The organism is Kitasatospora sp. NPDC098663, assembly GCF_044760075.1.
GTDB lineage: Bacteria > Actinomycetota > Actinomycetes > Streptomycetales > Streptomycetaceae > Kitasatospora.
Genome location: NZ_JBIWAP010000035.1, coordinates 25,814 through 48,153 on the forward strand (window position 1 = coordinate 25,814; position 22,340 = coordinate 48,153).

The following is a 22,340-nucleotide window of genomic DNA, read 5'->3' on the forward strand; positions in this document are numbered from 1 at the left end:
AATTCCACGCTACCCTAGCGCCATGGAAGGACATTCCGACATGACGCCCCTGGAGTCCCAGCTCGCCGCGCGGATCCGGGCCCGGCTCGGCGAACTGCGCGGCGCCGAGGCACGGGTGGCCGAGGTGGTGCTCGACCGGGGCGCCGGCCTGGTGCACCTGAGCGTCAGCGACGTCGCCGCGCTGGCCGGCACCGCCCCCTCCTCCGTGGTCCGGGCCTGTCAGCGGCTCGGCTTCCGCGGCTACCAGGAGCTGAAGATCGCGGCCGCCCGGCACTCCCCCGCCACGGCTCCGGCCCCCGCCGACGACGACGCACGCGACCCGGCCGCCCGGGCCCTCGCCGACACCCTGCGGGCCGCCCGCGCGGCCCTGGACGGGATCACCGCCACGCTCACCGCCGACGACCTGCGGGCGGCCGCCGACGTGCTGGCCGGCGCCGGCCAGGTGGTACTGGTCGGCTCCGGGCTGTCCGGCGCGGTGGTGCTCGACCTCGCCTACCGGCTGCGCGCGCTCGGCCTGCGCGTCGACGCCCCCGCCGACCCGCTCACCGCCCAGCTGGCCGCCGCCCAGCTCCCGCCCGGCGGCGTCTGCTTCGCGGTCAGCCACGGCGGCGCCACCCCGCTGGTGATCGACGCCGCGCGCCGGGCCCGGGCGGCCGGGGCGGCCGTGGTCGCGCTCACCAGCTACGCCCGCTCACCGCTCACCGAGACGGCCACCCACACCCTGGTCGCGGGCGGGCAGGACCTGGTCTTCGGCCTGGAGACCACGGCCAGCCGGCTCGCCCACCTGGCCGCCGTCGACGCGCTCGCCCAGACCCTGCTGGCGCTGCGCGGGCGCCCCGCCGAACAGGCCCTCGGCCTCTCGGCGGACATCACCGCGGACCACACGTACTGACCGCGGCGGGCGCCCGGCGGCGACGGCGGCCCGGGGCCGTCGGAGGCGCTGTGTAGGCTCGCGGACATGGCGAGGGTGACACGGGACGATGTGGCGCGGGTGGCGGGGACGTCCACGGCGGTCGTGAGTTATGTGATCAACGACGGGCCGCGGCCGGTGGCGCCCGCGACCCGGGCGCGGGTGCTCGCGGCGGTCGAGGAGCTCGGCTACCGCCCCAACCGGGTCGCCCAGGCGATGGCACGGCGGCGGACCAACCTGCTCGGCATGGTCGTGCCGGACGCCCGCCAGCCGTTCTTCGCCGGGCTCGCGCACGCCGTCGAACAGGCCGCCGCCGACCACGGCCGGCTCCTGCTGATCGGCAACTCCGACTACGTGGACGAGCGCGAGGCGCACTACATCCGCGCGTTCCTCGGCATGCAGGTCGACGGGCTGATCCTGGTCACCCAGGACCCGGCCACCCCCGGGCTCACCGGCTTCGACGTGGGCGACGGCACCTCGGTCGTGCTGCTGCACCACCGGGCGGAGACCGCCGACGGCGTCGCGGTGGTGGCGGACGACGAGGGCGGCGCCCGCGAGGTGGTCCGGCACCTGCTCGGGCACGGCCACGCCGAGGTGCACTGCTTCGGCGGCACCCTCGCGCTCAGCCCGCACGACCCGGTCACCGGACGGACGGCCGGCTGGGCCGCCGCGCTGGCCGAGGCCGGGCTGGCGACCGAGGGGCGGCTGGTGCCGGCGCCGTTCGACCGCGTCCGGGCGCACGCCGAGGCGCTCGCCCTGCTGGCCCGGCCCGACCGGCCGTCCGCCGTGTTCTGCACGACCGACGACCAGGCGATCGGCCTGCTGCGGGCCGCCGACGACCTGGGCATCCGGGTGCCGGAGCAGCTCGCGGTGGCCGGTTTCGACGACATCGCCGAGGCGGTGATCGCCGGCCCGGCGCTGACCACCGTCGCGACCGCGCAGGACGAGATGGCCCGCGCCGCGGTGGACCTGGTCCTCGGCGGGGCCGAGCGGCGCTCCACCGGCGCGCGGACCTTCCCGGCCCGGCTGGTGCTGCGGCGCACCTGCGGGTGCCCGGCGCCGGAGCGGGAGACCGCGGGCGCAGCCGCGATCTGACTCCGCGCCACGCGCGCTCCGGTTCGGTCGAGCCGCTGCCGGGCCGCCCACCGCCGCGCGGGCGCACCGGTCAGCGGAGCTCGTCCGCGAGGAGGTCCATCAGCAGGTTGTCGTGCCAGGTGCCGTCCGGGCCGCGCTCGTACTGGCGCATGGTGCCGACGGAGCGGAAGCCGACCTTCGCGTAGCAGCGGATCGCGGCCGTGTTGTCGGCCGCCGGATCGATGATCAGCCGGTGGTAGTGGTGGTGGTCGACGAGGTGGCGGGCCAGCGTGCGGATGGCGTCGGTGCCGAGGCCGACGCCGTGGACCTCCGGGTCGAGGTAGATGTCGATGCCGGCGTGCCGGTACTCGTCGTCGTTGTTGGCGTACCACTGGATGGCGCCGACGATCTTCCCGCCCACCTCGACGGCGAGGGTCTCGGTGTCGGGCTCCTCCAGGTCGCTGGCGACGGCGTCGGCGAGGTCGTCACCGCCCCGCCAGCGGGCGAACACCTCGGGCGTGCCGCGGATGGCCGCGAGCGCCGGGATGTCGTCGGTGCCGGCGGTGCGGAGGGTCACCAGGGTGCCGTGCAGAATCGTCCCCATATGGGGCATGTTGGCACGGAAACAGGCATCCGGCGAGCTGTTTTTCGGTATTCCCCACGATCGCCCGCACCCCCTCCGAGCAGCGACGATGCTCCACCGCGAAACACTCGGCGAGAGCGGGCCCCGGGGCGGGGCCAAGGCCCGCCCCGGGGCCGGGGCTCAGGCCGCCGGTTCACCCAGCGGGCCGAGCCAGACGGCCGTGACCCCGCTGACGTAGCGGGCGCCGCAGTGGTCGTCGGGGACGACGAGCTGCGGGCCGGCGGCGTCCAGCGGGGTGCCGTCCATGCTGGTGGCCAGCAGGATCCGCTGGCCGCCGAAGTCGGGGTCGATCTCGGCCCAGGAGACGACGGCCCGGTGGCCGTCCGCGCCGCTGACCGACAGCAGGAAGCGCAGCCGCTGCTTGCGGCCGGAGAAGTCGATCCGGGGCCGGGCCGCGCACAGCACGTCCCAGAGCGCGGGCCCCTCGTAGTCGTGCCGCTGCTCACCCTCGGCCAGGCAGTCGAAGCTGACCTCGACGTGGTGCGCGGGGAGGGCGCGCAGCTGGTCGACCGACAGCTCGGCGGGCCGGTCGAAGTGGCCGTGCAGCCGGACGGTGGGACTCGACGGGGTCATGGTGCTCCCTCCTCCCGGGCCGCGCCGCTGCGGCCCGGGAGGGGGTTACCCGAGGGAGGGCCCGGGCATTCGCAGCTGCGGCGCTGAAAGGATGATTTCAGCGGCATCTGCGATGGAGTGGAGTACTTTCAGCTGGCAGCTGCGGGGGCGGAGGCAGGCATGTCCGAGGAGACGGCTCGGCGCGCCCCGCACCGGTGGAAGCCGATGGAAACCGATGGAAGCCGGTGGAAGCGGCACCGCAATCGGGCGGACGACTGGTTCCGCACACCCGCCGAGGGGGCCCGCACTGGATGATCCGACAAGAAGAATCACCGCCGCATGACTTGCATTTACGATGCCCATGCGCACCCAAAGCTTGCACCTGCGAGGTACGGCCGTGCGCGGCGCACAAGGGCGAGAGCGAGAGCGAGATGAGCGAGAGATGATCGTCGGCGACCTGCTGCACCTCGACGACCTGGACATCCGCCTGGCCTGGGGCACCCCGGACCTGCTCGACCGCCCGGTCACCGGGCTCAGCTCCACCGACCTCCAGGACCCGGCCCGCTACCTCCAGCCCGGCGAACTCGTCCTCACCGGCCTGGTCTGGTGGCAGCCCGCCGACGCCTCCGGCGCGCTGCGCTTCGCCACCGCCCTGCGCAGCGCGGGCGTGGCGGCGCTGCTGGCCGGCGAGGGCACCCACGGCAGCGTCCCGGACAGCCTCGCCGACGCCTGCCGCACCCACGGCATCCCGCTGCTGACGGTGCCCGCCGGAGTCAGCTTCCGCGCCGTCACCGACCGCGTCTACCTGCGACTCTGGGGGGACCTGCGGGCCGGCGCCCAGGACACCGCGGCGATCCCGGAGACCGTCCGGCACGAACTGCTCGACCTGCTGCACGCGGACGCCGGGGCCGGCGAGGTGCTGGCCCACGCGGTCGGCCGGCTCGGGGTCCCGGACTGCTCGATCACCACCGCCGGCGGCCGGGCCGTCGCCACCACCGCCACCACTGCCGCCACTGCCGCCACCGCCGCATCTGCCACCGCCACCGCCCTCCCGCCCGCCGGGCGAGGCGACACCGGGCTGCCCGTCGGGCCCCAGGACGGCTCGCCGTTCGACGGCTGGCGGCTGCGCCCGCACCAGCGCTCGGCGGCGGCCGAACCGGCGCTCCAGGCCCTGGCCGAACTGCTCGCCCCGCTCGCCGCCCGCGCCCACGCCGACGCGGGCGCGCGGCGCCGGGCCGCCGGGCGGCTGCTGGACGCGCTCGCCGGGGAGGCCGGGCTCGGCGAGCCGCTCGCCGCCTGCGGGCTGGGCGGGGCCGAGTCGCTGGTGGCGGTCACCGCGCGGATCGACGGCGGCCGGGCGGGCGAGCCGGGTGCCGCGCCGAGCGACGGCCCGCCCGCCGCCTGGGCGGCGCACGCACTGGCCGAGGCGCTGCACCCGCTCGGCGCGCCGTACGCCGCCGGGACCGACCGCGACGGGCGGTCCGCCGCGCTGGTCGCCGCGCCGGTCGAGCAGGTCGCCGAACGGCTGCGCCGAGCCCGGCCCGCGCTGCAGGGCCGGTTGACCGGTCGGCGCACCCTGCGGGTCGGCGTCGGCCCGGCCGCCCCGCCCGCCCCCGCCGCACTGCGGGCGGCGCTGGTGCAGGCCCGCTACGTACTGGAGGGCTCGGCCGGCCCGGTCGGCAGCGCCGCCGAACTGGACTCGCTGGACGGACTGCTGCGCGGCATCCCGCCGGAGGTGACGGCCGCCTTCCACGCCCGGCTGCTGGCCCCGCTGACCGCCCACGACCGGGAGAACAGCGTCTCGCTGCTGGGCACGCTGGCGGTCTTCCTGGACCACGACGGCTCGTGGTCGCGGACGGCCGAGGCGCTGTGCATCCACGTCAACACCGTGCACTACCGGATCCGCCGGATCGAGGAGCTGACCGGCCGCAGCCTGGCCCGGCTGCGGGACCGGCTCGACCTGCGGACCGCCCTGCTCTGCGCTCCGCAGCCGACCCGGGCTCAGGCTCCGGCTCCGGCTCCGGTTCAGGCTCGGTAGACCGCCGAACGGGAGCGGCGGCGGGGGGCTGAGCGACTCAGGGGGCTCTGGGCTCAGGGGGATCTGGGCTCAGGGGGCTCTGGGCTCAGGGGGTGTCGTCGAGGCGCAGCCGGGCGCTGACCTCGCCGAGGCTTTCGGCGAGCACGGCCAGTTGCTCGCGGGTGAGCACGTCGATCAGCAGCTCGCGGACCAGGGCGACGTGCCCGGGTGCGGCCTGCCGCAGCGACTCCCGCCCCTGGTCGGTGAGTTCGGCGATGACGCCGCGCACGTCGCTGGGACAGGAGCGGCGGGCGACCAGGCCCATCCGCTCCAGCTGGGTGACCTGGTACGTGAGGCCGCTCTTGGAGGTGACCAGCTTGTCGGCGAGTTCGGTCATCCGCAGCGCGTGGGCCGGGGCGGCGGAGAGGTGTACCAGGATCTCGTACTGCTGGTGCGAGAGACCGGAGTCCTCCTTGAGCTGGCGCTCCAGGCGGCGGTTGAGCAGGTTGCTCGCGACGACGAAGCCCCGCCAGGCGGCCATCTCGTCCTGGTCCAGCCAGCGGGGTTCGTTCAGTGTGGACATGTGGTGAAGCCTACTCCTGTTGTTCAAATTCGAACGAAGGTGTACGGTCAGCGAGTAGAGGTTCAAATTTGAACTACTCTGCTGAGCCACCCGTCCCGTTCGACCCAGGAGGAGGACGCCATGAGCACCGCGGCCCCCGAGCGTATGCCCGCCCTGTACCTCTCGCACGGCGCGCCGCCGCTCGCCGACGACCCGGTCTGGCCCGGTGAACTGGCCGCCTGGTCCGCCGACCTGCCCCGACCCAGGGCCGTCCTGATGGTCTCCGCCCACTGGGAGGAGGCACCGCTCGCCCTCGGTGCCGTCACCACCGTGCCGCTGGTGTACGACTTCTGGGGCTTCCCCGAGCACTACTACCAGGTCCAGTACGCCGCCCCCGGCGCACCGGCGCTCGCCGACCGCGTCCGCAAGCTGCTGCGCGCCCCCGGCACACCCGTCCAGGACATCCCCGACCGCGGCCTCGACCACGGCGCGTACGTCCCGCTGGTGGAGATGTTCCCGGAGGCCGACATCCCCGTCCTCCAGATCTCCATGCCCACGCTCGACCCGCAGCGGCTGCTGGAGATCGGCCGCCGGCTCGCCCCGCTGCGCGACGAGGGCGTGCTGATCGTCGGCAGCGGCTTCTTCACCCACAACCTGCGGGCGCTCAGCAACGACGGCCGGATCAGCTCGGTGATGGCCGAGTTCGACGACTGGGGCCGACGCGCCCTGGACGCCCACGACCTGGACGCGCTGCTCGACTTCGAGCGCAAGGCCCCCGCCGGGCGGCTCGCACACCCGCGCACCGAGCACTTCGCCCCGCTGTTCGTCACCCTCGGCGCCGGCGAGGCCGACCTCGGCAGCCAGCGCAGCGTCATCGACGGGTTCTGGATGGGGCTCGCCAAGCGGTCGATCCAGCTGGGCTGACCGGGCTTGCCGTAACTGAGAGTCACAGCGCGCAGCAGGTGAAGCGCTCGCCGATGTGCTCGGGCTGCTCGGCCTCGTCGACCAGAGCGACCGCGTAGTCCGGCACCGAGATCCGGCTGCGCCCGGCAGCATCGGTGAGCAGTTGCTCCAAGCCCGTCCGGTAGCGGCCGGTCCGCTCCCCCGGGCCGATCTCGGCGGCCGGGCTGAGCACCGTCCAGCGGACGTCGGAGACCGCCCGGTAGAAGTCCAGCGCCTCGCCGTGCGCGTGCATGATCTCCAGCACCGGCTCCGGCAGCCCCGGCGTGTCCCAGACCCGCACCCCCGGCGCGGTCTCCAGGCTGCCGGCGCCGCCGACCGCGACCAGCCGGGGCGCCGAGCCGCCGAGCGAGCGCAGGCCCTCCACCAGCGAACGGGCCGCCGGCTCGATCAGCGCCAGGTGGCCCGGGCCGTCCCCGCCACCGACCGCGCTCACCAGGACGTCCTGGCCGGCCGCCACCCGGGCCACCTGGGCCGGGTCCAGGACGTCCGCGCGTTCGGCGAAGGCTGCCTCACCCCGGTAGCGGTCCGGGTCGCGGACCACCGCGGTGACTTCGTGCCCGCGCGCGGCCGCCTCCGCGACGATGGCGCTGCCGATGGTGCCGTTGGCGCCGATCACGGCGATCCTGGCCATGGGGTACCTGCCTGTCTCTCGGGGTCGGGGTCGGGGAAGGTCGCCGCGACGTGACATCAGCCAGGTTCGATTATCGGACGGTTCCACTGCGACGGCCCGCGACGTCGGCCTGTCGTGTGACGGATGCACCGGGCGGGGCGAACCGAACGGCCGCCAGGTCCTCGTGGACTCGGCGGCCGGTCGTTCAGACAGTCATTCAGGCGTTGGCTCAGGCGTTGGCTCAGGCGTTGGCTCAGGCGTTGCCGGTGGCGACGCGCTCGGCCTGGCTGCGCTCGACGCACAGCTCGTTGCCCTCGGGGTCTCCCAACACACAGAACTGGATGTTCTGGAGTGTGAGAGATGGCAGCGGCATCTGTGCTGGTCAGGGGATCGGAGCGCGGTACTGGGAAATCTTCCCCCTCCCCACGCTGTATGGAAGACTTCCGCAATCCGTTGTCCGGCACAGTGTTCAACGAGACCCTTCGGGGTGTTCGTTGCGTCCGCTTGTCCGTACTGACGGACGAGACCACCAGCCCCGAGCGGCAGCGCGAGGCGGACGACCAGGCAGCCGCAGCGCTGCACATCGACTTCGGGCAGGGTGACGCACTCCGGGAAGCGGTGGACCTCGACATCAGCGCGTCCAAAACGAGTCCGTTCGACCGCCCACAGCTCGGCCAGTGGCTGAGCGCCCCGGACAGCTTCGACGCCCTGGTGTGGTGGCGCTTCGACCGCGCCATCCGGTCCATGGGACACATGAACGAACTCGCCAAGTGGGCGAGGGAACACCGAAAAGTGTTGGTCTTCGCCGAAGGCATCGGCGGCGGGCGCCTGGTGTTCGACTTTCGCAACCCCATGGACCCCATGGCAGAGCTCCAGATGCTCATGCTGGCGTTCGCCGCACAGGTCGAGTCACAGTCGATCAGTGACCGAGTTAGCGGCGCCATGGCTGCCATGCGCAAGATGCCGCTTCGGTGGCGTGGCGGTGGTCGCCCGCCGTACGGCTACCTGCCCGCCCCCATGCCCGAGGAGTTCGGCGGCAAGGGTTGGACCCTGGTGGCCGACCCCGACGCGGTCAAGGTCATTGAGCGCATCGTCCGGGAGCTGCTGGAGGGTGCCACCGTGTCCGCCATCGCGGCAGGGCTCAACACCGACGACGTACTCAGCCCGCGCGACTACTGGTCCGTCAAGAACGGGCGCAAGCGGGGCGGCAAGACCGGCGGGGCGAAGGGCTCCCACGTCGTGGTGGACGTGTTCAAGTGGACTCCGGCGGTCATTACCCGGATGCTGCGCAGTGAGACGCTGATCGGCTGGAAGATGCACAACGGCGTGCCCGTGCGCGACGACCACGGCAACCCGATCATGTGCACCACGGACCCGATCCTCACCCGCGAGGAGTTCGACCGGATCGGCGCCGTCCTTGACGAACGCAGCATCGAGAACGGCGACCGGTCCGACACGGATGCGCTGCTGCTGCGGGTCATCCACTGCGATTCGTGCGGCGGGCGCATGTACCTGAACGCCCAGGAAGGCAAGACCGCTACGTACAAGTGCAACCACCACGCCCGTGGAGACAAGTGCGAGGCGCCGTCGAACGTCCGGGGAGACTGGGCAGACGACCACGTGGAAGAGGAGTTTCTCCGGCTGGTCGGCCCCATCCAGACGAAGACCGTCGTAGAGGTGCCCGGGTACGACCCCGAGCCCGAGTTGAACGCCACCGTGGCGGAGTACACGGCGCACCTGAAAATCCAAGGGCAGCAGAGGTCTAGGCACGCAGCGCACGAGTGGCAGAAGCGACATGATGCGCTGGATAGCCGCATAGCTGAGCTGGAGTCCCGGGAGAAGACCGAGCCCACGCGGGTCGTGACGGAGACCGGGCGGACCTACGCGGACTACTGGGCGACCGCGGACGTTGCTGGCCGGCGACGGATGCTCGTAGACGCCGGGGTTCGACTCGACGTGCGGCGGGGTGTCCGCGGCGGATGGCGGACGCTCGACACCCGCCGGGTCACCTTCACCATCGCGGGTGAGCTGGACCCGGCGATCGAGGAGACGGTGGGGCTCCGCACCGAGCTGAATGCGACGCCGCAGACAGCCCCCGCGACAGGAAGTCGGGTCCGCCTCGCCGAGCCCGTCGCGGCGTAGCCCACAGCGGGGGTGGTGATGGGGTGACGCTGATGACGGTGATTTCAGTTTTCTCTAGATGTTGAGTGTCTAAGAGAAACAGAAATTTGCCTCACCAGCGTCACCCCGTCACCGTTCCGGGGGCGCGGGAAAGGTCTGCGCTCTCCACAACAGTAGGGAGGGCAAGCCCACTGGCGAAGACAATGGGAATTCGTCCCCCTCTTCTAACTCCGAGAGTGCAGGTCTAGCGTGCGCCCCACTGGCGGGCCCGAAGGACCGATTATCCATACCTCTCTTGCTGCTCTGCTCGTGCACCACACCTGCTGACCCTCAGGGACGTTCCCATTTCGCCGACAGGCAACCAACCGGAGGTAACACTGTGACCAACCCTGGCACGCCCAAGTACTCGTACGAAGACCGGGAGACCGCAAAGCTCCGCAGGAGCGCCGACTCTTTCCGGTACAGCGCCGATATGGAGCACCTTGCCAAGCTGAAGCGCGACCGCCCCGAACAGTACGACCAGGTCAACCCGATCAGTCGTATCTCGCTCGGCCACTACGAGATCGCGAAGGCTTCCGCCATGCAGCTCGGCCGCAACGTTTCCGCCCCCACCGATCGCGAGGTCTGAAAGTGAACCCTGACGTTTCCAAGGCTGCCGACAAGCTCGCCAAGCTGCGTGCCCAGGCGGACAAGCTCACAGCTCCACTTGCGGAGGCCGAGGCAGCTTTGGCGGGCGCCGAGGCGGTCGAGCAGGCTCGCCGTGCCGAGCGTGCCACCGAGTACGACCGCGCGTTCGTCAAGACGTGGATGGCGCAGGCCGAGGGTCGATCCACGCGGGGCAACGAGCTGCATGCGGAGTTCCTTGAACTCCTTTCCGCTGAGCCGTGGTTCAAGGCATATGTCGCACACCGTGCCGAACGCTACAAGCGCGAGAAGATCCTGACCGCCGCACAGAACGCACAGTCCCACCTCGGTGACCCGCCGACCGTTCCAGAGCCGCGCCGGTACGACCTGCGGATCATCGAAGACATCACCAGCGCGGTGGAACGGTCCGCTGAGGCCCTTGGCGCGGCCTTCGCGGAGGAACTGGCCGCCACCAGGGACGCCTACGTCGAAGCGACCGACTGACATGGCCGTTGACGCGCTCGAACCCGGCCCGGACGGTACCTATCCACACTTTCCCCGGGATGCGCAGGGTCGGCCGGTCTGGTCGGACGCACCAACTGGCCTGCCAGTAAGCAACGGTGGGGCGCCAATGCCACGAGGAATCCAGCCGATGAGCGACCCCAGGCACCCCGGCCGGCTGCTGGCCGTCGACGTGACGCCCAGGCGTCCGGACGGCAGCCCGATCGATCCGCCGGTCATTCCGCCGGGCCCATAGACCGACCGCACGAAGCGAGTCCCCTGTATCAGTATCTCTATGGAATGGCTGATATAGGGGACTCGTCTGCGCCACAGCGGCGCCGAGAGGCTTCGCCGGCGGATCGACCGAGCGGGTTCCGCGCGGGGCGGGGAGGGGTTGCCCGCCGTGCTGATCGCCATAGACGACAGCACTCCGCTCGCCCTCGGCGGCGAGGACATGGACAGCAACGCGTGGCCGCTGTGCCGCACCTGCCATCAGGGCAAGTCGCTCTAAGGCTTCGGATTTCGGACTGCACCACTCTATTAAACAAGTTTCTTGGCCGACAGCATGTCCGCTACGAAATATCCCCCGGAGCTCGAACTAACGTCAAACTTTGTCCGTTCCGCTGGGTCCATGGGGCGAACTAGAGCGATGTCATCACCAATATCGAGGACTACGTAATTGGTCCCGGAAACGGCGCGCTCGCCGACGATGGCACTACCCGACCCGAGGTTCGAAAGTTCCTTGGCAAGGAGTTCAACTACGGACTTCCTCTTCGACTTCGACAGCTTTTTAATTTTCCCCGCGGCGGTTTTTGTGAACATGATCTTTGGGTCACTCATTCCGCCAGCTCCTCTATTTCTACGACGTCGCCCGCCGTGATCTGCCGCTCTGCATTCTCTATCGGCTTCGCCACAGAACACAGGTTAAGGCTTCCGCCTCCAGGCAACCGCTGCTCGCCCTCTAGTCGAGGTGCGAATGCTGATGCCAGTAATAGAAACGCACCGAGAGGCAGAAGGACACCTATAACTACGCTGTTCAAAGAAAGAAAGAATCCTGCGAGGGCTGCCGCCAATAGCGCGCCACCGGCAATGGCAAGCATGATATTTGGCGAAATCTTGATTGGTTCCGTGTCAACCATTGCTAGATCCCGGGCGAGCTTGAGGCGGGGGCATCCAGTATGCGCCTGATCATCCCTAGCTGCACCCCTCAAACTTGGAGGCGCCCCATGCCGCGTAGGTCCCGTCCCCTGTGCCCAGTTCCCGGGTGTCCCAAGCTGACCGCCCGTGGCGGTCGCTACCCCAAGCACAAGGCCGAGGCGGACGCACGGCGAGGCACACCAGGCGGAAGCGCGTACAACCCTCGCTGGCCACGCATCCGACGGGCCTACCTCTACGCCCACCCGTGGTGCGTGCTGTGCGCGAGACAGGCGACAACCACGGACCACTTCCCGGAGTCGCGTCGCAAGCTGGTCGCCCGAGGTGTCACCGGTCCGGACGCGTGGTTGCGTCTTCGTCCGCTGTGCACGCAATGTCACAGCCGCGAGACTGCTGTTCATCAGCCCGGAGGATGGGCGAGTGAACGTGTGAAGCCTGTTCGAGGTCCTGACCTGCGGTGATACCCAGGGGGGTGACTCCCTCCCGGCGCCACAGAGCGCGGCAGGGAGAGAAAACACTGTCGCCGCAACTAGACCGGCTTGCGCGGAGAGTCACAGATAAAAAAGGGGGATCATGGCGGACCAGGCGCAGGGCGCCGCTACAGGTGACCAGGAAGGCAGCTCCGGTCAATTGTCCCAAATCACAAAGGCCCCGCCCTGTTTCCCTCAGTGGGACAGGGCGGGGCCTTTTTCGCGCCATCAGTCGCTCGACGGGGCTATCTGTAGGCGCATTCCCTCATAGACTTCCCTTAGATCCCGTGCATCAGATATCTTTCGCATTTCTACTGCTTTGACGACTTCGAGAGCGCGCCAATGGTTGGACGGCGCAACTCGACCAGATAGCATGGCACGCTGCGCCGAATCACATGCTTCATCCAATCGATTAGTGGTCACCAATGAGAGCGCCAGGTCGATATTGGCGGATGCCACCCGGCGAGGCCATTTACTCGCGTCCTCCGAGGGCGAGAGTCGCGAAATGACCTCTCGCGCATATACTTCGGCCGCCGGATCACCGAGCCATGCAAGTGTGGTCGCCGCATAGGCGAGTGACTTGGCTGGATCGTATTGGAAATGATGTTCCGGTCGATTTGGAGCGCCCATCACTGCGGAAAGCGCTTGCACTCGATCTATTGCAGCATAGGTCTCGGCCGAATATCCCAAGCGTGCAAATGCCCGCCCCTGCTGCGCAAGAGACTGGATCTCAACAGAGCTTCCGGCGGGCGCCAACTGCTGAGCAGTAGCACTAAGTTCTGCTGCCTTGGAATAGTCGCCGTCAGTGAGAACCCGCCAAGCATCCGTTTCAAAGCACCATGCCTGAATTTCTGAATTTTCGGCATGCTGCGCCAGAGTCATCGCTGTTCGCAGCCTTGCTGTCGCTGCGTCTTGCTGATTTAGATCGATGTGCAGAGTTGCACCAAGAAGAGAAAACCAACCACCTATCACGAGCAGCTGCCGATGTTCGGCGAGGGTCTTCTTTGCATCCATGAGCCTGGCTACATAGAGCGCATATTTCCGCACCTGCCCCAAGAGTTCCTGGGGAGCTACGGTCGGATATTTGATTGCGAGGTCATGGAAAGTCAGCTCAAGGCGTTCAAGCGTCTCCTGGCCTACATCGCTGGCAGAGACCCTGCGTGCAAGCTCCAGCGCTTCGATCTCATCGTCATATTCCAGCGTCACGACGGGGAAGCTTTCGTCCTGTGCAGGCTTCGAGGCCACTGCGGTGTACAGGAGAGAGCTGAGCTCAATTAGCGTGACTCGCAAGACCTTGGCCAGGGTCGGGCGCTGCCAATCCTGGGGGTCTACCTTTCCGCTTTCCCATCTCGCCACAGTGGAGCGATCCACACCCAGATCCTGAGCAAAGGACTCCTGAGTGAATCCAAGGGCCTTTCGCCTTTCAACAAGGGCCCTGCGCCGCTCTGCCATGCCGCCTCCCGGTCTCTGACCACCCGTTCTAGCAGGTCAGAGCGCTCGATGCAGAGACTCTGAGACATGGATGCCGCACGGATGCGTCATCGCTGCTCTGTCCAAGTGCGGACGGCAGCCCTGTACTGGTGAATCACACAGTCCGGCGCCGATCGGAGGGACAGCGGTGAAACACCCAAGCATCGTGACTGGTGCCTTGGCGGTAGTGGTCGCTCTCGGGCCCGCTGTTCTGGTGGTCGCCCTGGCCAAGCTCGACCCGCAGGCCGCGCGTCGGTGGGTGTGGTGGTTCTTCGCCCTGGCGGTCGCCATGCTCGGCATCGTCTACGGCGGGGACTGGGAAAGCTGGTGGCGCCGAAGACGTGCCGCTCGGCGATCCCGGTTGCGGGTCACGGTTCGCCATGTCCGTTCCGGAGAGCCGCCGTGACCCTCGCTGCTGAGGTGTTGCCCACGCTGGCCGAGATCGGCGCGGGACGGCTGCCGGAGCCGCCCGAGACCGATGACGGAAACTCGTGGACGGCCGGGGACTGCTGGCTCTACTGCGGGCGGACCTCGGTCCGAGTGCTTTGGCTTGGCCCGGTGACCGCAGCCGGCGGAGTCACGGCCGGGCTGCTCGCATGTGCCGACTGCATTTCGGCCCTGCACGGCAAGGCGGTTGCCGCGATGGCCCAGCGGGACGACGCGGCATCCAAACGCATCCACCACGCTCGGCACGCCCGGCCCCGATCGAGGTGGGGCATGCTGCCTCGGCCGTAACCCGCCCGCCCGACTCCCGGCGGTGCCTGCGCTGCGCCGGGCTGTACAACCCCCGCCCCCTATGCAACGGAAGGAATCCCGCAATGACCGGCACGCTCACCCCCATCCGGAAGCCGTTCGACCTGCACGCCGCGTTCAACGAGCTGCGCACCCTCGGATGCACGCTCAACAACCAGGTGACGGGGCAGGCTGGCGCGACCACGGCCGAGCTGGACGCCACGCTCGACCAGATGCGGGCGGTGCACGACCGCGTGATGCGCTACCACGGCGTTGACGCGGCGGCCGTCCGGGCGCGCTTCGCCCGCCGGAACCTCCCCGCCGACCCGGACGCCCACCCGAACGTCATCCACCTGGCGGCCTGACGCCCCGCCGCCCCTTTGGCCCCCGGCGGGTGCCTGCTTGCCGCCGGAGGAAGCACAACCCCCGCCCCGGTGACGGGACATGGACGGCCCGGACGACTGAGGCGGGGCCCTAACCGAGAACTGAGCTACGGAGGGCGGCACATGCACGAGTGCCCCGAAGGCTACGGACACGAGGTCGAGACGGCCACGGGGCCCGGGGCCGTGCAGAGCGGTCCGAGCGGGCCGGTCTGGCGGTGCCTGACGTGTGGCCGGTGGGGCGGCGTCATGACCGCCGAGTGGGCCGCGCTGTTCCCCGGTGAGCCGATGCTGTTCCCCCTCGGGTGGACGCGCCCCGGCCAGCTGGCTCCGACCCGCAAGGTGCTCCCCCTCGGGCGCCGAACGTAGCGCCCCGTGAACTCCCGTTCCGGCGGGCGGGGAAGGGTCAACACCCCCGCCGGGACGGGGCCCAACTCCCGCTCCGGGCACATCAACCCCCATGTCCGGGGCGGGGTACAAACCCACCTTGCCTGTTCCCGTCCGGCAACAGACTGGAGCGGGCATGGTGGTCCTTCGCACCTCCGAGCAACACCGAGACGTAGGAGGAAAGTTGAGCACCGCTACCGAACTCGCCCCCGTGGCCCCGTGGGGCATGGGGCGCATGGCGCCGTTGCGCAACGGCGAGCCGTCGCAGTGGCAGTACGCCGGGCTGGACCCCGCGACGCAGACCGGTCTGTGGTTCGGCGAGGACGGCACCATGAGCCCCGCCGAGTTGGGCAAGCACGGCACGTCGGTGGGCACCTACCCGCCCACCCAGGTCGGCAAGGACGGCAAGGTTGACGGCGACTCCGGCCACGACGCGACGCAAGACTAGGAGGTAACGCCATGGACGGACGCCCGGTGCTGGTCTCCACCGAAGCCGAGGACCCGACCGCCGATCTGGTCATAGCGGAGTTGAACCGGCGCCGGGTGCCCGTCCTCCGGTTCGACCCCGGACGGGACTTCCCGACCCGCGCCACGCTGGCTGCTTCGATCACGGCGGACGGATGGTCGGGGAGTCTCACGGTGGGCAAGCGCACTGCCGATCTCTCCGGTGTTCGCGCGCTCTATCACCGGCGGCCGAACCCGTACACGCCGGACACCGACCACCAGGCCGACCGGTTCGCCGCGCAGGAGAACCGCCGGGGGCTCAACGGGGTACTCGGCGCACTTCCGGGCTGCCTCTACCTGAGCCACCCACAGGCCATCGCCCGCGCCGAGTACAAGCCCGCACAACTCGCGCTCGCCTCCCGGCTCGGGCTGCCGGTCCCGGCGACGCTGATCACCAACAACCCCGCCGAAGCGAAGCTGTTCGCCGACGCGCAACCCACGATCTACAAGCCCTTGCACGCCGGGGCCTACCACGTGGACGGCGAACCCGCCGGTATCTGGGCGGCGTCGGTCGAGCCCGGGGAGATCACCGACGCCGTGAGCACCTGCGCCCACCTCTTCCAGGCGCAGGTACCGAAGTCCGGCGACGTGCGCGCCGTGGTGGTCGGAGAACAGGTGTTCTGCGCGCTGATCACCGCCCCTCCCGGGGTGCTCGACTGGCGCAGCGAGTACCGGAACCTGACATACGAACCCGTGGACTGCCCCGCGCCGGTCCGGGCCGCCCTGCTGCGGTTCCTCGGGGAGTTCGGCCTGTCCTTCGGGGCGTTCGACTTCGCCATGACCCCCGAGGGTGAATGGTGGTTCCTGGAGTGCAACCCGAACGGTCAATGGGCGTGGCTGGAGCACGCGGCGGGCCTGCCGATCACGTCCGCAATCGCCGATCTTCTGGAGAACGGAGTATCCGAGTGAACGAGTCCGAAGGGCTGCGGGCAGTACTGGCCGGACAGCTCAAGGAAGCGGGGGTGATCGTCACCCCCGAGTGGGAAGCGGCCGTGCTGGCCGTCCCCCGCGAGGCGTTCTTGCGCGACGGCTGGTTCGAGTACGACGGCGACGGGTGGTACCGGCCCGTTTCGCTGGAGAACTCGCCCGAGCTGATCGGCCGCGTGTACGAGGACGACACGTTGGTGACGCAGCTCGCCAGCTGTGTGGTGCCCCGACAGGTCGAGGGCCGGTTGGCGCAGGTGCCCACGTCGTCTTCGACGCTGCCCGGCCTGGTGGTCCGGATGCTCGAAGACCTGCGGGTGCAGTCCGGGATGTCCGTGCTGGAGGTGGGGACCGGCACCGGGTACTCAACTGCCTTGTTGACGCACGTCCTTGGTGACGATCAGGTGACGTCGATCGAGGTGGACGCGGATGTGTCGGCTCGGGCGTCCGTGGCTCTCGGTGGGCTCGGCTACTGGCCTGATCTGGTGACCGGTGACGGGCTCGCCGGTCATGCCAAGGGGGCTCCGTATGACCGGATCATCGCCACGTGCGGGGTCCGGACCGTTCCGGCCGAGTGGGTCGCGCAGACCCGGCCGGGCGGCGAAATCCTGGTGACCGTGGGCGGCTGGATGAACGCTTCCGAGCTGGTCCGGCTCACGGTGGCCGAGGACGGTACGGCAGCAGGTCCGGTGCTCGGCGGCGGTGTGTCGTTCATGCTCGCCCGCCCGCACATGCCCCCGCCGCTCGGCATGCTGCCCGCGCTCGACCAGGGCGAGGCCCGTCCGGCGGGCATCGGCGCTGACGTGCTCGACCGGTGGGCGGCCCGGTTCGTGGCGCAGTTCGCGGTGCCCACGGCGCAGTACTTCGCCATGCCCCGGAACGGACGCACCGAGCACGTGTTGGTGGACGTGGACGGCGGGTCATGGGCCGTGGTGTTCGAGGACGGGGGCCGGTGGCTGGTCCGGCAGGGCGGTCCGGTCCGGCTCTGGGACGCGGTGGCCGAGCTGATCACCCGGTGGCGCGTCGCGGGTGAACCCACGGGCGAGCGGCTGCGGATGAGCGTGAGCGCCGAGGGTCAGCGGATCGAGTGGGACTGATCCCAGTAGCTCGCCCTATCTGGTGGGCCCCATGTACGACGATGCCCCGTGCGGTCTCTCTGACCGTGCGGGGCCTCTTGCGTGCTCTGACGTGACGGTAAACTCAGCAGAACTGGTAGTCACGTGTGTTGGGGTCCCCCAGAGTGACCCATCCCTTGCCGTCCGGGGTGCGGTGGTCGCCGAGCACCGTCGCGCCCAGCGCGACCAGGCGCTCCACCTCCTCGTCCCGGCTGCGGTCCTGCGGCTGGAGGTCGAGGTGGACCCGGTTCTTCACCGACTTGCCGTCGGGCACCCGGATGAACAGCAGCGAGGCGCCCGCGGACTCCACCACCGCCTCCTCGTCACCCGGGTTGTCGTCCTCGCCCAGGGTGCCGTCCAGCGCCTGGGCCCAGAACTGCGCGAGGCCGTGCGGGTCGGCGCAGTCGATCGTCACGTGTCGTACCAGAGATCCCATCCGGCTACTCTGACCTGCCGTGTTCGGCCCCGTCCAGCCTTTTCCTGGCGTGCCGGTGGCCGTCCATCGGGAACTCCGGCGGCAAGGCCGTCAGCACCTCCTGGAAGGCGTAGCCGCTCTTCTCCGCGACCCGGCAGGAGGCCGGGTTGTCCACCTGGTGCAGCAGGTCGATCCGGACCAGGCCGTCGTCGGCGAGCGCCTCGAAGGCCCAGGCGGTGAGCGCCGTCACCGCGCGGGGAGCCACCCCCCGGCCGCGGGCGGCGGCCGCCGTCCAGTAGCCCACCTCGGCCGCCTCCCCGCCCGGGGTGCCGCGCTTGAGCGCGACGTTGCCGAGCAGTTCGCCCGTGCCGGGCTCCAGCACCGCGAAGCTGTACCGGCGGCCCTCCGCCCGGCCCCGGTACTGCAGCCCGAGCCAGTGCGCGGCCTCCTCTGCGTTCCCCACCGGGATGCGGGTGAAGCGGCGCAGCGTCTCGTCCCGGTACGCCGCTATCAGGGCCGGTGCGTCCGCGTCCTCGAAGGGGCGCAGCAGCAGGCCCTCGGCCGTCGGGTGCGCGGTGGCGGGGGCGGTCACCGCAGCCCCCCGGTCTCGTGGACGGTGCCCGGTCGTTCGTCGCTCATGGTGGTTCTCCCCGTGGGTGTACGGCCGTTCGCTGCGATCTTCCTAGCAGGTGGCCGACCGGCCGGGCGGCTCGGGTCGGCTCGGGTCGGCTCGGGGATTCCCTCCCGCAGGTGACACCCCCGATCGGGGGTGTCCGGCGGGCGGCCGGGAGAGGACAGTGGGCGCATGCAGATTCCACTCTCCGTGATGGACTTCCTCGACCGGGCCGAGCTGGTCTACGGCGACCGGGTCGGCATCGTCGACGAGCCGGTGCAGCCGGCCGAATCCTGGGGCGAGCTGAGCTACCGCCGGGTCGCCGAACTGGCCCGGGCGCAGGCGGCCGGGCTGGACCGGCTGGGCGTCGGGCCGGGCGAGCGGGTCGCCGTCGTGTCGCACAACTCGGCCCGGCTGCTGACCTCCCTGTTCGGGGTGAGCGGGCACGGGCGGGTACTGGTCCCGGTGAACTTCCGGCTGAAGGCCGAGGAGGTGGCGTACATCGTCGAGCAGAGCGGCGCGTCCGTACTGCTGGTCGACCCCGAACTCGCCGACGCGCTGGACGGGGTGGTGGCCAAGCACAAGTTCGTGCTCGGCGCGGACAGCGACGCGCTGCTGCACGACTTCGACCACGCCCCCCGGCGGTACGAGATCGCCGAGAACGACACCGCCACGATCAACTACACCAGCGGAACCACCGCCCGCCCCAAGGGCGTTCAGCTCACCCACCGCAACATCTGGCTGAACGCCGTACTGATGGGCCTGCACTACGGCGCCGGTGACCGGGACGTCTACCTGCACACCCTGCCGATGTTCCACGCCAACGGCTGGGGCCTGCCGTTCGCCCTCACCGGACTCGGCGCCCGGCACATCGTGCTGCGCAAGGTGGACGGCGCGGAGATCCTGCGCCGGGTCGAGCGGCACGGGGTGACCTTCCTCAGCGGCGCGCCCGCCGTGGTCCAGATGGTGCTGGACGCGGCCGCCGAGTGGGACGGCCCGGTGCCGGGCCGGGACCGGGTGCGGATCGTGGTGGCCGGCGCGCCGCCGCCGACCTCGGTGGTGCAGCAGGTCGAGTCCGAGCTGGGCTGGGAGTTCATGCAGCTCTACGGCCTGACCGAGACCTCCCCGGTGGTCACGGTCAACCGCTCGCGCGCCGAGTGGGACGCCCTGCCCGCCGCCGAACGGGCCGAGAAGCTGGTGCAGGCGGGCGCCCCGGCGCTCGGCACCCGGCTGCGGGTCGACGCCTCCGGCGAGGTCCTGGTGCGCTCCAACACCGTGCTGGACGGCTACTGGCAGCAGCCCGCGGCCACCGCCGACGCCCTGCGGGACGGCTGGTTCCACACCGGCGACGGCGGCGTCCTCGGCGAGGACGGCCAACTGACCATCTCGGACCGGAAGAAGGACGTCATCATCAGCGGCGGGGAGAACGTCTCCTCGATCGAGGTGGAGGACTGCCTGTACGGCCACCCGGCGGTCGCCGAGGCCGCGGTGATCGGCGTGCCGCACGAGAAGTGGGGCGAGACCGTCAAGGCGCTGGTGGTCCTCCGGGAGGGCCAGGAGCCCGTCACCGAGGCCGAGTTGATCGCGCACTGCAAGCAGCGGCTGGCCGGCTACAAGTCGCCCACCTCGGTGGAGTTCCGGGCGGCCCTGCCGCGGACCGCCACCGGGAAGCTGCAGAAGTTCCGGCTGCGCGAACCGTACTGGACGGGGCGGGAGCGGCAGGTCGGCTGAGTCGCGCCCACCGGCCCCGACCGGGCGCGCTCACCGGTCGACCAGGCGCGCTCACCGCTCGACCAGGCACGTTCACCGGTCGACCAGGCCGGACTCGCGTGCCGCCAGGGCGAGTTCGGTGCGGTTGCGGACGCCGAGCTTGTGCATCGCGGACTTCAGGTAGCCCGTCACGGTGTTGCAGGTGAGGCCCAGCCGGGCGGCGATCTCCGGATTGGTCCGGCCGGTCGCCGCCCAGCGCAGCACCTCGTGCTCGCGCGGCGTCAACGGCCTTACGGGGGCGGCCCGTCGGGGCGGCGCGGACCGCCAGGCGGCCGCCCCGGCCAGGGCCCGGGTCGCGGTCGCGGCCAGTTCGCCGACGGCGGCGATCCGCACGTCCCCGAACGGGACGACGGCGCGCAGCGACGCGTACACCACGCCGTACACGGTGTCGCCGTGCAGCAGCGGCACGGTGAGCATCGCGTACAGGTCCTCGGCGCTGACGGCGGCGTCGTGGTCGTGCGAGATCGTGGTGGCGGCACGGTAGTCGGGCACCCAGCTGGGCGCCCGCTCGGCCAGCGCCCGCCCGCCCAGGCCGGTGCCGGTCGGGACGGCCCGGTCGTGCAGCAGGTCGGCCCGGGTGCCGGCCCAGTGGCGCAGCACCATGCCCGCGTCGTGGCCCCGGGGCCCGGACGGCGGCTGCGGCACGCCGACCAGTCCGACGTCGGCCCCGCACTCGGCCACCACCCGCCGCGCGAGGTCGCCGAGCACGGCGTCGCGCACCAACTCGGCGGCGCGGGCGGCGAGCCCGGGATCGTCCGAGTGCGCCGGGGTGGTGAGGGTGTCCGCGGCCCCGGGGCCCGTCTTCGCCCTTGTCATCGCGAGATTGTCACACGCGGCACGGCCGCTGGCGAGAGTGCTGACGCGGGTGTTCCCCGCGTCTTCGACGGAAGTGGCGGGCACGGCGGCCGGGCCGGGCGTAGGGTGCGGCCGTGGCCTACCGGCGGGTAACGCGCCGGACCCGGAAGGACGGAAACCGATGACGGACCCGAACACCCCGACGACGCCCGCGGCGGACGTCCTGACCGCGCTGCTGCACGACCTGCGGGCCGAGAGCGCGGCGCTGGACGCCCTGGTGGCCGGGCTGGACCCGGCCGGCTGGGCACGCCCGACGCCCGCCGAGGGCTGGACGATCGCGCACCAGATCGCCCACCTGGCCTGGACCGACGACTGGACGACGCTGGCCGCGCGCGACGCGGACGGCTTCGCCGCCACGGTCGACGAGCGCTTCGGCACGCTGCCGGCCGCCGGCGTCGACCCGGTGGACGAGGGCGCGGCCAGCGGTGCGGCCGCCGCGCCCGCGGACCTGCTCGCCCGCTGGCGCGCCGGCCGGGAGGAGGTCTCGGCCGCACTGGCCGCCACCCCGGCCGGCACCCGGCTGCCGTGGTTCGGCCCGCCGATGAAGCCCGCCTCGATGGCCACCGCCCGGCTGATGGAGACCTGGGCGCACGGCCAGGACGTCGCCGACGCGCTCGGCGCCGCCCGCGAGCCCACCGCCCGGCTGCGGCACATCGCCCACCTGGGGCTGCGCACCCTCGGCTTCGCGTTCACCCTGCACGGGCTGCCCACCCCCGACTCGCCCGTCCGGCTCGAACTGACCGCGCCCGACGGCGGCCTGTGGACCTTCGGACCGGACGGCGCCACCGACCGGGTGACCGGACCGGCCCTGGACTTCTGCCTCCTGGTGACCCAACGCCGCCACCGCGACGACCTCGCCCTCACCGCCACCGGCCCCACCGCGACCGCCTGGCTCCCCATCGCCCAGGTCTTCGCCGGCGCCCCGGGCAAGGGGCGGCCGCCCGCCTGAGCCGACCGGGTCGCCATGTGCGGC

The 22,340-nt window shown here is 70.9% G+C and carries 24 protein-coding genes; 14 read left to right on the plus strand and 10 right to left on the minus strand.

All coding sequences use genetic code 11. The features are described from left to right. Positions 1–22: 22 nt before the first annotated feature. Positions 23–892: a MurR/RpiR family transcriptional regulator gene (locus ACIQVZ_RS30700; protein WP_350884500.1), complete on the plus strand. Its 870-nt coding sequence runs from the start codon at positions 23–25 to the stop codon at positions 890–892. Positions 893–958: 66 nt separating this feature from the next. After that, the gene (locus ACIQVZ_RS30705) at positions 959–2,005 is read left to right on the plus strand and encodes a LacI family DNA-binding transcriptional regulator (RefSeq protein WP_350884502.1); all 1,047 of its coding nucleotides are present in this window, start codon (positions 959–961) and stop codon (positions 2,003–2,005) included. Between the two features lie 70 nt (positions 2,006–2,075). Here ACIQVZ_RS30705 and ACIQVZ_RS30710 read toward each other — a convergent pair whose 3' ends face one another. Further along, a complete protein-coding gene (locus tag ACIQVZ_RS30710; RefSeq protein WP_350884504.1) occupies positions 2,076–2,588 on the minus strand; it encodes a GNAT family protein in 513 nt (170 codons plus the stop codon). Positions 2,589–2,747: 159 nt separating this feature from the next. After that, positions 2,748–3,200, minus strand: coding sequence for a molybdopterin-dependent oxidoreductase (locus tag ACIQVZ_RS30715; RefSeq protein WP_402454365.1), 453 nt, complete (start codon positions 3,198–3,200; stop codon positions 2,748–2,750). A 421-nt stretch (positions 3,201–3,621) separates the two neighbouring features. Here ACIQVZ_RS30715 and ACIQVZ_RS30720 point away from each other — a divergent pair, with 421 nt between their 5' ends. Continuing rightward, a complete protein-coding gene (locus ACIQVZ_RS30720) occupies positions 3,622–5,217 on the plus strand; it encodes a PucR family transcriptional regulator (protein WP_402454366.1) in 1,596 nt (531 codons plus the stop codon). Positions 5,218–5,302: 85 nt separating this feature from the next. On the opposite strand, the gene ACIQVZ_RS30725 is transcribed toward ACIQVZ_RS30720, so the two are convergent. After that, positions 5,303–5,770, minus strand: coding sequence for a MarR family winged helix-turn-helix transcriptional regulator (locus ACIQVZ_RS30725; RefSeq protein WP_063350998.1), 468 nt, complete (start codon positions 5,768–5,770; stop codon positions 5,303–5,305). A 129-nt stretch (positions 5,771–5,899) separates the two neighbouring features. On the opposite strand from ACIQVZ_RS30725, the gene ACIQVZ_RS30730 reads away from it, so the two are divergent. Beyond that, complete coding sequence (locus ACIQVZ_RS30730) at positions 5,900–6,682, plus strand: dioxygenase (protein WP_402454368.1); 783 nt, start codon at positions 5,900–5,902, stop codon at positions 6,680–6,682. A 22-nt stretch (positions 6,683–6,704) separates the two neighbouring features. Here the strand turns inward: ACIQVZ_RS30730 and ACIQVZ_RS30735 are convergent, their stop codons facing one another. Further along, complete coding sequence (locus tag ACIQVZ_RS30735; protein ID WP_402454369.1) at positions 6,705–7,352, minus strand: NAD(P)-dependent oxidoreductase; 648 nt, start codon at positions 7,350–7,352, stop codon at positions 6,705–6,707. A 411-nt stretch (positions 7,353–7,763) separates the two neighbouring features. On the opposite strand from ACIQVZ_RS30735, the gene ACIQVZ_RS30740 reads away from it, so the two are divergent. The 4 genes from ACIQVZ_RS30740 to ACIQVZ_RS30755 all read left to right on the plus strand — a co-directional run bounded on the left by ACIQVZ_RS30740 (position 7,764) and on the right by ACIQVZ_RS30755 (position 11,088). Then, positions 7,764–9,473: a recombinase family protein gene (locus ACIQVZ_RS30740; RefSeq protein ID WP_402454371.1), complete on the plus strand. Its 1,710-nt coding sequence runs from the start codon at positions 7,764–7,766 to the stop codon at positions 9,471–9,473. Between the two features lie 358 nt (positions 9,474–9,831). Further along, the gene (locus ACIQVZ_RS30745) at positions 9,832–10,080 is read left to right on the plus strand and encodes a hypothetical protein (RefSeq protein WP_402454373.1); all 249 of its coding nucleotides are present in this window, start codon (positions 9,832–9,834) and stop codon (positions 10,078–10,080) included. Between the two features lie 2 nt (positions 10,081–10,082). Further along, positions 10,083–10,580 (plus strand): hypothetical protein, encoded by a 498-nt coding sequence (locus tag ACIQVZ_RS30750; RefSeq protein WP_402454376.1) that lies wholly within the window; start codon positions 10,083–10,085, stop codon positions 10,578–10,580. A gap of 400 nt (positions 10,581–10,980) precedes the next feature. Then, entirely contained in the window at positions 10,981–11,088 is a 108-nt protein-coding gene (locus ACIQVZ_RS30755) for an HNH endonuclease (RefSeq protein ID WP_402454378.1), read from the plus strand. A 29-nt stretch (positions 11,089–11,117) separates the two neighbouring features. Here the strand turns inward: ACIQVZ_RS30755 and ACIQVZ_RS30760 are convergent, their stop codons facing one another. The 3 genes from ACIQVZ_RS30760 to ACIQVZ_RS30770 form a co-directional block, all read right to left on the minus strand. Then, entirely contained in the window at positions 11,118–11,417 is a 300-nt protein-coding gene (locus ACIQVZ_RS30760) for a hypothetical protein (protein WP_402454380.1), read from the minus strand. Next, positions 11,414–11,716, minus strand: coding sequence for a hypothetical protein (locus ACIQVZ_RS30765; protein WP_402454381.1), 303 nt, complete (start codon positions 11,714–11,716; stop codon positions 11,414–11,416). The genes ACIQVZ_RS30760 and ACIQVZ_RS30765 overlap by 4 nt, the downstream gene beginning before the upstream one ends. A gap of 714 nt (positions 11,717–12,430) precedes the next feature. Beyond that, positions 12,431–13,654 (minus strand): helix-turn-helix transcriptional regulator, encoded by a 1,224-nt coding sequence (locus ACIQVZ_RS30770; protein ID WP_402454383.1) that lies wholly within the window; start codon positions 13,652–13,654, stop codon positions 12,431–12,433. Between the two features lie 836 nt (positions 13,655–14,490). Between ACIQVZ_RS30770 and ACIQVZ_RS30775 the strand changes: the two genes are divergently transcribed. The 4 genes from ACIQVZ_RS30775 to tgmC all read left to right on the plus strand — a co-directional run bounded on the left by ACIQVZ_RS30775 (position 14,491) and on the right by tgmC (position 17,696). Next, positions 14,491–14,769 (plus strand): hypothetical protein, encoded by a 279-nt coding sequence (locus ACIQVZ_RS30775; RefSeq protein ID WP_402454385.1) that lies wholly within the window; start codon positions 14,491–14,493, stop codon positions 14,767–14,769. Between the two features lie 586 nt (positions 14,770–15,355). Continuing rightward, positions 15,356–15,619: a putative ATP-grasp-modified RiPP gene (tgmA, locus tag ACIQVZ_RS30780; RefSeq protein WP_380370984.1), complete on the plus strand. Its 264-nt coding sequence runs from the start codon at positions 15,356–15,358 to the stop codon at positions 15,617–15,619. 11 nt (positions 15,620–15,630) lie between these two features. Next, positions 15,631–16,584 (plus strand): ATP-grasp ribosomal peptide maturase, encoded by a 954-nt coding sequence (gene tgmB, locus ACIQVZ_RS30785; RefSeq protein ID WP_402454387.1) that lies wholly within the window; start codon positions 15,631–15,633, stop codon positions 16,582–16,584. After that, positions 16,581–17,696, plus strand: a complete 1,116-nt coding sequence (gene tgmC, locus ACIQVZ_RS30790) for an ATP-grasp peptide maturase system methyltransferase (RefSeq protein WP_402454390.1) — start codon at positions 16,581–16,583, stop codon at positions 17,694–17,696. Before tgmB ends, tgmC begins: the two co-directional genes overlap by 4 nt. Before the next feature lie 103 nt (positions 17,697–17,799). Here the strand turns inward: tgmC and ACIQVZ_RS30795 are convergent, their stop codons facing one another. Then, positions 17,800–18,150: a VOC family protein gene (locus tag ACIQVZ_RS30795; RefSeq protein ID WP_402454391.1), complete on the minus strand. Its 351-nt coding sequence runs from the start codon at positions 18,148–18,150 to the stop codon at positions 17,800–17,802. 4 nt (positions 18,151–18,154) lie between these two features. Further along, positions 18,155–18,721, minus strand: a complete 567-nt coding sequence (locus tag ACIQVZ_RS30800) for a GNAT family N-acetyltransferase (RefSeq protein WP_350884516.1) — start codon at positions 18,719–18,721, stop codon at positions 18,155–18,157. A 213-nt stretch (positions 18,722–18,934) separates the two neighbouring features. Between ACIQVZ_RS30800 and ACIQVZ_RS30805 the strand changes: the two genes are divergently transcribed. Further along, complete coding sequence (locus tag ACIQVZ_RS30805; protein WP_402454393.1) at positions 18,935–20,473, plus strand: AMP-binding protein; 1,539 nt, start codon at positions 18,935–18,937, stop codon at positions 20,471–20,473. A 72-nt stretch (positions 20,474–20,545) separates the two neighbouring features. Here ACIQVZ_RS30805 and ACIQVZ_RS30810 read toward each other — a convergent pair whose 3' ends face one another. Next, the gene (locus ACIQVZ_RS30810) at positions 20,546–21,328 is read right to left on the minus strand and encodes a LuxR C-terminal-related transcriptional regulator (RefSeq protein WP_350884520.1); all 783 of its coding nucleotides are present in this window, start codon (positions 21,326–21,328) and stop codon (positions 20,546–20,548) included. A gap of 160 nt (positions 21,329–21,488) precedes the next feature. Between ACIQVZ_RS30810 and ACIQVZ_RS30815 the strand changes: the two genes are divergently transcribed. After that, positions 21,489–22,316 (plus strand): TIGR03084 family metal-binding protein, encoded by an 828-nt coding sequence (locus ACIQVZ_RS30815; RefSeq protein ID WP_402454396.1) that lies wholly within the window; start codon positions 21,489–21,491, stop codon positions 22,314–22,316. Positions 22,317–22,340: the final 24 nt, after the last annotated feature.

Coding starts and splice junctions, on each gene's coding strand:
- ACIQVZ_RS30700 (WP_350884500.1), top strand. CDS start 23: ATGGAAGGACATTCCGACATGACGCCCCTGGAGTCCCAGCTCGCCGCG.
- ACIQVZ_RS30705 (WP_350884502.1), top strand. CDS start 959: ATGGCGAGGGTGACACGGGACGATGTGGCGCGGGTGGCGGGGACGTCC.
- ACIQVZ_RS30710 (WP_350884504.1), bottom strand. CDS start 2,588: ATGGGGACGATTCTGCACGGCACCCTGGTGACCCTCCGCACCGCCGGC.
- ACIQVZ_RS30715 (WP_402454365.1), bottom strand. CDS start 3,200: ATGACCCCGTCGAGTCCCACCGTCCGGCTGCACGGCCACTTCGACCGG.
- ACIQVZ_RS30720 (WP_402454366.1), top strand. CDS start 3,622: ATGATCGTCGGCGACCTGCTGCACCTCGACGACCTGGACATCCGCCTG.
- ACIQVZ_RS30730 (WP_402454368.1), top strand. CDS start 5,900: ATGAGCACCGCGGCCCCCGAGCGTATGCCCGCCCTGTACCTCTCGCAC.
- ACIQVZ_RS30735 (WP_402454369.1), bottom strand. CDS start 7,352: ATGGCCAGGATCGCCGTGATCGGCGCCAACGGCACCATCGGCAGCGCC.
- ACIQVZ_RS30740 (WP_402454371.1), top strand. CDS start 7,764: ATGGAAGACTTCCGCAATCCGTTGTCCGGCACAGTGTTCAACGAGACC.
- ACIQVZ_RS30760 (WP_402454380.1), bottom strand. CDS start 11,417: ATGAGTGACCCAAAGATCATGTTCACAAAAACCGCCGCGGGGAAAATT.
- ACIQVZ_RS30765 (WP_402454381.1), bottom strand. CDS start 11,716: ATGGTTGACACGGAACCAATCAAGATTTCGCCAAATATCATGCTTGCC.
- ACIQVZ_RS30770 (WP_402454383.1), bottom strand. CDS start 13,654: ATGGCAGAGCGGCGCAGGGCCCTTGTTGAAAGGCGAAAGGCCCTTGGA.
- ACIQVZ_RS30775 (WP_402454385.1), top strand. CDS start 14,491: ATGACCGGCACGCTCACCCCCATCCGGAAGCCGTTCGACCTGCACGCC.
- tgmB (WP_402454387.1), top strand. CDS start 15,631: ATGGACGGACGCCCGGTGCTGGTCTCCACCGAAGCCGAGGACCCGACC.
- ACIQVZ_RS30795 (WP_402454391.1), bottom strand. CDS start 18,150: ATGGGATCTCTGGTACGACACGTGACGATCGACTGCGCCGACCCGCAC.
- ACIQVZ_RS30805 (WP_402454393.1), top strand. CDS start 18,935: ATGCAGATTCCACTCTCCGTGATGGACTTCCTCGACCGGGCCGAGCTG.
- ACIQVZ_RS30810 (WP_350884520.1), bottom strand. CDS start 21,328: ATGACAAGGGCGAAGACGGGCCCCGGGGCCGCGGACACCCTCACCACC.
- ACIQVZ_RS30815 (WP_402454396.1), top strand. CDS start 21,489: ATGACGGACCCGAACACCCCGACGACGCCCGCGGCGGACGTCCTGACC.